Raw genomic sequence first — 8,284 nt, forward strand, 5'->3', positions numbered from 1 at the left:
TTTCGGTATTTGACATTTCGAAAGAAAACACAGATGGTGCGCTGGCCCAACTGGAACCTCCGAATGGACGTCACCCTGCTTTCCGATGTGTCCGCCTGGCAGCGCCTGGGCGGAGCCGATACCGCAACCGAAATCGCCCAGCAGCCTGCGCTGTGGGAAGCCCTTGCGCAGGATCTGTCGCGTGCCCGCGATCGCCTGCAGGCCTTCCTCGGCGACAGCCTCAACGATCCCCACCAGCGCGTGCTGTTCACCGGCGCCGGCAGCTCCGGCTTCATTGCCGAGATGGTGGCCGACGCGATCAACGCGCAGTGGCCAGCCGAGGTGCGCGTGGTGCATACCACCAGCCTGCTGACCCACCCGGCGCTGTACCTGCAGCGCGACCGCCCGACCCTGCTGGTTTCGTTCGGCCGCAGCGGCTCAAGCCCGGAAAGCGTGGCAGCAGTGGACCGTGTGCGCAGCGACGTGGATGACGCGCGCTTCCTCGACATCACCTGCAATGCCGATGGAGAACTGGCCCGCCGCGGTGCCGGCCGTGCCGACACCTGCACCCTGCTGATGCCGTCGGCCAGCTGCGACCGCGCCTTCGCCATGACCAGCAGCCTGACCTGCATGCTGCTGGCCGCGCTGACCGTATTCGACCGCTCGCCGTGGGACGCGCGCATCGCGCGCCTGAAGCAGATCGCAGCACTGGCCCGCGAAGGCCAGGCGCAGTGGGATGCGCCGGTCGCCGCGCTGGCGCAGCGCCCGTTCAACCGCATCATCTACCTCGGCAGCGGCCCGCTGGAAGCGCTGGCCCGCGAGTGCGCGCTGAAGGTGCTGGAGCTGACCGCCGGCCGCGTGCTGGCACTGGCCAATACGCCGCTGGGTTTCCGCCACGGCCCGAAGTCGACGCTGGACGGCAACACGCTGGTGGTGGTGCTGCGCAGCGTGCAGCCGCTGGCGCGGCGCTACGAACAGGACCTGCTGGAAGAACTGCGCCGCGACGGCGTGGCCGGGCAGGTGCTGGCGATCGGCCCGCATTCGGATATCGGTGCCGAAGACGAATACACCCTCACCGTGCCGGCACTGGACGACCCGTGGCTGGCGCCGGTGTGGCTGGGCTTTGCGCAGCTGTTCGCGCTGCAACGCTCGGCCGCGTTGGGCCTGACCCCGGACAATCCGTTCCCGGACGGCACCGTCAACCGCGTCGTCAAGGGCGTCACCATCCACCATGGCTGAGCTGATCGCCCACGCCGGCTACGGCATCGACATCGGCGGCACCAAGATCGAGCTGGTGGCGTGCGATGCGGCGATGCAGGTCACCTGGCGCCGCCGTGTCAGTACTCCGCAGGGCGACTATGAGGGCTTCCTGCAGGCGATGCTGGGGCTGGTGGCCGATGCAGATGCTTCACTGGGCCGCAACGACGCCGCCATCGGCATCGCGCTGCCCGGCGTGCGTGATCGGCGCACGGGTCGCCAGCTCAGTGCGAACGTGCCGGCGCTGACCGGCCACAGCGTCGCCGCCGATCTGCAGGCCCGGCTGCAGCGCCCGCTGCACTTCGGCAACGACCTGCAGTGCTTTGCCCTTTCCGAAGCGCACGGCGGCGCCGCCGATGGCTACCCCAGCATGTTCGGCGCCATCCTCGGCACGGGTGCGGGTGGTGGTTTCTGCCTGCACGGCCGCCTGCTGTCCGGCTTCAACGGCCTGGCCGGCGAATGGGGCCACTGGAGCGTGCCCGGCCACCTGCTGCAGCGCCACGGCCTGCCGCTGATCGACTGCGCCTGCGGCCTGCAGGGCTGCGTCGAGCGCTACGTCTCCGGCAGTGGGCTGGCGATGATCGAACGCCATCTGGGCGGCAGTGCCGCCGACGCCAGCGCGGTGATCGCACTCGCCGAAGCCGGCGATACCCGCGCGCGCAAGGCGCTGGACATCCACCGCGACCTGCTCGGCCACAGCCTGGCCGCACTCGTGCTGGCGCTGGACCCGCATGTGATCGTGCTTGGCGGTGGCCTCTCGCAGTACGCGCCGCTGTACCAGCAGCTGCCAGCGGCCATCGCCGCCCATCTGTTCAACGGCGTGCAGGTACCGCCGATCGTGCCGCCCCGCTTCGGCGATGCCGGCGGCGCACGTGGTGCTGCCCTGCTCGCCTGCCACCCCTCGTTTTCCTGATGTCCGGAGCCTGACCATGTCCCCGTTGCAGACCCTGCTTGCCTCCCACCGCGCCGGTGCCAACGTCGGCCTGTACAGCGTCTGCTGCAGCAACGAGCAGGTGCTGCGCGCCGCCATGCATGTGGCGCTGGCGCACGGCACCGTGCTGCTGGTCGAGGCCACCTCCAACCAGGTCGACCAGTTCGGCGGCTACACCGGCATGACCCCGCCGCAGTACCGCGATTACGTCGGCACCCTGGCCGACGAGGAAGGCTTCCCGCGCGAGCGGCTGATCCTGGGCGGCGACCACCTCGGCCCGAATGCCTGGCAGAAGCGCCCGGCCGCCGAAGCGATGGCCCACGCCCGCGTGCTGATCGAGGCCTACGTCGCCGCCGGCTTCCACAAGATCCATCTGGACTGCAGCATGTCCTGCGCCGATGACCCGGTGCCGCTGCCCGATGCCATCGTCGCCGCACGCTCGGCCGAGCTGGCCGGGATCGCCGAGCGCACCGCCGCCGAGCATGGCCTGCCACCGCCGGTCTACGTGATCGGTACCGAAGTGCCGATTCCCGGTGGCGAAGCCTCGCTGGCCGAAGGCCTGCAGGTGACCACGCCCGCGGCCGCCGCGCAGACTCTGGCCATCCACCAGCAGGCGTTCGATACGCCGCAGCTGCGCGATGCCTGGCAGCGCGTGATCGCGATGGTGGTGCAGCCGGGCGTGGACTTCGACCACAGCAGCGTGCACGAGTACGATGCCGCCGCTGCTGGCACGCTGGCCGATTTCCTCGAACAGCAGCCGCGCATCGTGTTCGAAGCGCACTCCACCGACTACCAGCGCGAAAGCGGCCTGCACGCACTGGTGCGCGACCACTTCGCCATCCTCAAGGTCGGCCCGGCCGCCACCTTCGCCTATCGCGAAGCGCTGTTCGCGCTGGCTGCGATCGAAGCGGAGCTGCTGCCGGCTGCGCAATGCTCGCGCCTGCCGCAGGTGCTGGACGAGGTGATGGTGGCGCAGCCGAAGTACTGGCAGTCCTACTACCAGGGCGATGACGCCACACTGCGCCTGCTGCGCAGCTACTCCTTCAGCGACCGCTGCCGCTATTACTGGGGCGAGCCGGCACTGGTGCAGGCCGTGCAGACCTTGTTCGCCAACCTGGAACAGCACGCACCGCCGCTGGTGCTGCTCAGCCAGTACCTGCCGGAGCAGTACCGGGCCGTGCGCGAAGGCGCCCTGGCCAACACGCCCACCGCACTGGTGCAGCACCGCATCGGCCTGTGCCTGGGCGAATATGCCCGCGCCTGCAGTGCCAACCAGGCCGGCCACCGCAAGCAGAAAGAAAGTTCGGCCACCTCCGTTCTTGCGAACGGCTAATCTCTACCTTTCCTGACGACACCGAGAGATGGCCATGCGCAACACCCGCTCCCGCCGGCAACAGATCCTGCAGCTGCTGATCGAGCACGGCTCGGTGCAGGTAGCCGATCTGGTCGAGCGCTTCGGCGTGTCGGCGGTGACCATCCGGGCCGACCTGACCCACTTCGAGTCGCAGGGCCTGGCCAACCGCACCCACGGCGGCGCCACCCTGGTGCGCACGCCGCCGCAGGAACAGGACATCCACGAGAAGGATGCGCTGAACCTGCCGCTGAAGGAGTCGATCGGTGCGCGCGCCGCGCGCCTGGTGCAGCCGGGCGACAACATCATCATCGATTCCGGCTCGACCACGATGACCCTGGCCCGCCATCTGCGCACACAGCGCGACGTGACGGTGATGACCAACGGCCTGAACATCGCCTGGGAACTGGCCAATGCACCCGGCATCAACGTGCTGCTGACCGGCGGACTGCTGCGCCAGCAGTCGCTGTCGCTGCAGGGCAGCCAGGCCGAAGCCAGCCTCAACTCGTACAGCTTCGACACCCTGTTCCTGGGCGTGGATGGCCTGGACCTGCAGTTCGGCCTGACCACCCACGACGAAGCCGAAGCCCGCCTCAACCACCGCATGGTCGAGCGCGCGCGCCGCATCGTGGTGCTGACCGATGCCTCCAAGTTCGGCCGCGTCAGCCTGCACCGCATCGCCCTGCTGGACCAGATCCATACCATCATCACCGACGCCGGCATCGACGACGCCACCCGCGAGGGGCTGCAGCGACTGGGCATCGAGGTGATCATCGCCGAGCCCACCGCATGACCGACACCCGCTCCCTGCAGGGCCGCATCCTCACCCCACTGGGTTGGCGGCGTGGCCACGTCCATTTCGATTCGCACGTGCGCCAGCTGCAGGTGGACGACCACAGCGGCGCTGACGATCTGCAGCTGCCGGTGATCCTGCCCGGCTTCATCGACCTGCATGTGCATGGCGCAGCCGGCGTGGACCTGATGCAGGGCGGCGACGTGGCGCGCACCATTGCCCGCACCCATCTGCGCTTCGGCACCACCACGCTGCTGGCCACCACCATGACCGCCGGCCTGGACGAAATCGAGCATGCGCTGCAGGGTGTGGCCGCCACCATGGCGGCGCCCGATGCCGAGGCGGCCTGCATCGTCGGCGTGCACTTGGAAGGGCCGTTCATCAGCCCGCAACGGCTGGGCGCGCAGCCCAACCGAACGATCGAAGCGACGCTGGCCCTGGTGCAGCAGCTGCATGCACTCGCCCCGATCCGGGTGATGACGCTGGCGCCGGAGATCGGCGAGCACACCGCGTTGATTCCCGCGCTTGCAGCGATGGGTATCCGTGTGCAGCTTGGCCACAGCGCCGGCACCTACGAAGAAGGCGTGGCCGCACTGCAGGCCGGCGCCTCCGGCTTCACCCACCTGTTCAACGGCATGACCGGCGTCGATCACTATCGCCCGGGCATCGCAGCGGCGGCGCTGGCGCACGCGCAGTACGCCGAGATCATTCCCGACCTGCAGCACATCCACCCCGGCGTGATCCGGCTGGCCGCACGCGCGATCCCGCGCCTGTATGCGGTGACCGACGCCACCGCTGCCACCGGCATGCCCGATGGCGAATACGCACTGGGCGAGCAGCGCGTACACAAGTGCGGCGGCTGCGTGCGCCTGGCGACCGGTTCGCTGGCCGGCAGCGCGCTGACCATGGACCAGGCGCTGCGCAACCTGGTGCAGGTGGGCCTGGAGCTGGCTGATGCCTCGCAACGCGTTTCCACCTTCCCGGCCGACTACCTCGGCCTGGGCGATCGCGGCCGCATCGCGCCCGACGCCCGCGCCGACCTGGTGGTGCTGGACGCCGAGCTGCGCCTGCAGCAGGTAGTGGTCGGCGGGCACGTGGTCGATTTGAACGCTGCAAGCGCCTGACGTGCCGCCCGTCCTGACGCCTGGAACACCTGACGTACCGCCGCTCCTTGACGCCGGAAATGCCTGACGCACCGCCTTTGTAGAGTCGAGCTTGCTCGACTGCTCTGCCGCGCCCTGCGCGGTCAGTCGAGCAAGCTCGACTCTACGAAAGCAATCCGCACCGAAACGCCTCCTGGGAATACGCCGATGACCGCAAGCACCGCCCCGCGCTGGCCCGTACGCTACCTGCTCTTCATCGGCGGCCTCGGCGGCCTGCTGTACGGCATCGACATCGGCATCATCGCCGGCGCCCTGCCCTATCTTGAAGCCACAGCCAGCCACGCCTGGCAGCTCAGCAGCCAGCAACTCGGTTTCGTCGTGGCGGCGGTACTGCTGGGCAGTGTGCTGTCCTCGCTGTTTGCCGGCATGGTGGCCGACCTGATCGGACGCCGCGGCGCGATGCTGCTGGCGGGCCTGCTGTTCACCGCGTCGATTCCGATCATGGCGCTGGCCTCGGGCTACACGCCGTTGCTGCTCGGCCGACTGCTGCAGGGCATCAGTGGTGGCCTGATCGGCGTGGTGATTCCGCTGTACCTGGCCGAAGTGCTCAGCCCCGAACGACGCGGGCGCGGTGCGGCGATGTTCCAGCTGCTGCTGACCATCGGCCTGGTACTGGCGGCGCTGATCGGCCTGTACCACGCACATGCAGTCGACGCCGCCGCTGAAGCCGTGCGCTCACTGCCGGTCGCGCAGCAGGCGCAGGAACTGTTCACGGTGAAGGACCACGCCTGGCGCACCATCTTCTGGACCTGCCTGGCGCCGGGCCTGCTGTTCTGCGCCGGCATCTTCTGGCTGTCCGAGTCGCCGCGCTGGCTGGTGCGCCGCGGCCGCATCGATGATGCGCGCCGCAGCCTGCAGCGCGTACTGCCCGCTTCGGAGGTGGAGCCGACGCTTGCACAGATCCAGGCGCCGGAATCGAGCAGCCGCGACGGCAAGCGCGACCCGCTGCTCAGCCGCCGCTACGTGGTGCCGTTCCTGCTCGCCTGCGTGGTGCTGGCCTGCACCCAGGCCACCGGCATCAACTCGGTGCTGGCCTACGCGGTGAACATCCTCAACCAGGCCGGCCTGTCCGGCTCGGTAGCGAACAGCGCCGACGTGGCGATCAAGCTGCTCAATGCGGTGATGACCGTGGTCGCGCTGCTGCTGGTCGATCGCAAGGGCCGCAAGTTCCTGCTGATGCTCGGCAGCGGCGGTATCTGCGTGGCCCTGCTGGCCGCCGCGACCCTGTTCTTCCAGGCCGAGCGCGGCCGCGCAGACGTGCAATCGCAGCTGCAGGCCGCGGTCAGCGGCGATGGCCTGCAGCTGGTGCTGGATGAAGCGCAGTGGCAGCGTCTGGGCGTGGGCATCGACAGCGAAGGCCGGCCACTGCAGCTGACCGTGTCGTACGCCTACGGCAATTTCACCAATGTGCGCGCCCTGCGCAGCGACAGCCTGACCGATCGCGAGCTGCGCATCGAGCGTGCCGGCACCGTGCAGCCGGACAGCGTGATCGGCGCGTTCTTCCGCAAACTGCACCTGAACCCGTTCGCCGACCCGGCCAAGGCCGCGCAGGCACCGTTGCGCATCGAGCAGGCCCGCATCGGCCCGGTGCCGCCGCCGGCACACGGCTGGGCCGTGGCCGCCTGCATCCTGGTATTCGTCGCGTTCTTCGCAGTCGGCCCCGGCGTCTGCGTGTGGCTGGCGCTGTCCGAACTGATGCCCAACCGCATCCGTTCCAACGGCATGAGCATCGCGCTGCTGATCAACCAGTTCGTGTCCACTACCATCGCCGCGATCTTCCTGCCCACGGTGGGCCACTACGGCTACGCCAGCATGTTCGTGTTCTGGGCGGCGTGCACCTTCGTGTTCTTCCTGGTGGCCGCGCTATGGCTGCCCGAGACCAAGGGCAAGTCGCTGGAGGAGATCGAAGCACGGTTTGCCGGCAAGCGGGGCTGATCGCGGCGTCGCGATTGCACAGCCCGTCTTCCGTAATCCTGTCGTGAACAGCCCGATCCGGGGCCGACAAGCGTGATGCATCCCGCAGGAATGGCGTAGCTCGCGGCAGCCGGCGGCGTCCTGCCCCAACAGTTCTCCCACTACAAAGGGAGATTCTGCATGGGCATGGATGCCGCTGGTGTCGCACTGGTCCGGGCAATCACGCTCGACGCCCGGCAACCACGCCTGTTGCGCCTGCAGGGGCTGCATGAAACGTGGGTCGTCGAACGCTTCGAAGGCACCGAGTCGGTGTGCGGCGACAACCGCCTGCAGATCGACTGCCTGGCCACCGACGCCTTCCTGGAACTGGAATCCTGGCTGGAGCAGCCGCTGACCCTGCAGCTGCGCCAGGCCGACGGCGCGCTGCGGCAGTGGCATGGCCTGTGCACCGAGGCCGCGCAGCTGGGCAGCGATGGTGGCCTGGCCCGCTACCGCCTGATCCTTGAACCCTGGACGGCGCTGCTGCGGCTGCGCCGCAATGCGGTGATCTTCCAGGACCAGGACACCCGCGCCATCTGCGAGCAGATCTTCACCGACTACCCGCAGGCGGTGTTCCGCTTCGACGTGCAGGCCGAACTGCCGGTCCGTGCGATCACCACCCAGTACCGCGAGACCGACTGGGCCTTCGTCACCCGCCTGCTGGCCGAAGCCGGCCTGGCCTGGCGCATCGAGCAGGCACAGGGCGATGAGGCCGCACACACGCTGGTGGTGTTCGAGCCGGGTGCCGAGCTGCCTGACCGCGGCACGTTCCGCTTCCACCGCGCCGACATGGCCGAGGCCCGCGATGGCATCACCGCCTTCGCCGAGCGCCAGCAGCTGGTGCCCAACGCCAGCAC

7 protein-coding genes are annotated in these 8,284 nt (G+C 68.9%); all 7 read left to right on the plus strand.

Features of this window, described 5'->3' with window-relative positions; all coding sequences use genetic code 11:
• Positions 1 to 63 precede the first annotated feature (63 nt).
• On the plus strand, positions 64 to 1,218 hold the full coding sequence (locus O0J73_RS03665) for an SIS domain-containing protein (protein ID WP_164087521.1): 1,155 nt from the start codon (positions 64 to 66) through the stop codon (positions 1,216 to 1,218).
• Positions 1,211 to 2,149 carry an ROK family protein gene (locus O0J73_RS03670; RefSeq protein ID WP_197564798.1) on the plus strand — a complete coding sequence of 313 codons (939 nt, stop codon included), beginning with the start codon at positions 1,211 to 1,213 and terminating at the stop codon, positions 2,147 to 2,149. The genes O0J73_RS03665 and O0J73_RS03670 overlap by 8 nt, the downstream gene beginning before the upstream one ends.
• 16 nt (positions 2,150 to 2,165) lie before the next feature.
• Positions 2,166 to 3,500, plus strand: coding sequence for a D-tagatose-bisphosphate aldolase, class II, non-catalytic subunit (locus tag O0J73_RS03675; protein ID WP_308308034.1), 1,335 nt, complete (start codon positions 2,166 to 2,168; stop codon positions 3,498 to 3,500).
• A 34-nt stretch (positions 3,501 to 3,534) separates the two neighbouring features.
• The gene (locus tag O0J73_RS03680; protein ID WP_308308035.1) at positions 3,535 to 4,311 is read left to right on the plus strand and encodes a DeoR family transcriptional regulator; all 777 of its coding nucleotides are present in this window, start codon (positions 3,535 to 3,537) and stop codon (positions 4,309 to 4,311) included.
• Entirely contained in the window at positions 4,308 to 5,435 is a 1,128-nt protein-coding gene (gene nagA, locus O0J73_RS03685) for an N-acetylglucosamine-6-phosphate deacetylase (protein WP_308308036.1), read from the plus strand. The genes O0J73_RS03680 and nagA overlap by 4 nt, the downstream gene beginning before the upstream one ends.
• A 186-nt stretch (positions 5,436 to 5,621) precedes the next feature.
• Positions 5,622 to 7,409, plus strand: a complete 1,788-nt coding sequence (locus O0J73_RS03690) for an MFS transporter (RefSeq protein WP_308308037.1) — start codon at positions 5,622 to 5,624, stop codon at positions 7,407 to 7,409.
• A 159-nt stretch (positions 7,410 to 7,568) separates the two neighbouring features.
• A partial coding sequence (locus O0J73_RS03695) for a type VI secretion system Vgr family protein (RefSeq protein WP_308308038.1) occupies positions 7,569 to 8,284 on the plus strand: 716 nt, incomplete at its 3' end.

It is taken from the genome of Stenotrophomonas sp. Sm6012, from assembly GCF_030985895.1.
Classification (GTDB): Bacteria; Pseudomonadota; Gammaproteobacteria; order Xanthomonadales; family Xanthomonadaceae; genus Stenotrophomonas; species Stenotrophomonas forensis.

Bases quoted from the DNA above. Each gene is read 5' to 3' on its own strand.
- O0J73_RS03665 (WP_164087521.1), top strand. From the start codon at position 64: ATGGACGTCACCCTGCTTTCCGATGTGTCCGCCTGGCAGCGCCTGGGC.
- O0J73_RS03670 (WP_197564798.1), top strand. From the start codon at position 1,211: ATGGCTGAGCTGATCGCCCACGCCGGCTACGGCATCGACATCGGCGGC.
- O0J73_RS03675 (WP_308308034.1), top strand. From the start codon at position 2,166: ATGTCCCCGTTGCAGACCCTGCTTGCCTCCCACCGCGCCGGTGCCAAC.
- O0J73_RS03680 (WP_308308035.1), top strand. From the start codon at position 3,535: ATGCGCAACACCCGCTCCCGCCGGCAACAGATCCTGCAGCTGCTGATC.
- nagA (WP_308308036.1), top strand. From the start codon at position 4,308: ATGACCGACACCCGCTCCCTGCAGGGCCGCATCCTCACCCCACTGGGT.
- O0J73_RS03690 (WP_308308037.1), top strand. From the start codon at position 5,622: ATGACCGCAAGCACCGCCCCGCGCTGGCCCGTACGCTACCTGCTCTTC.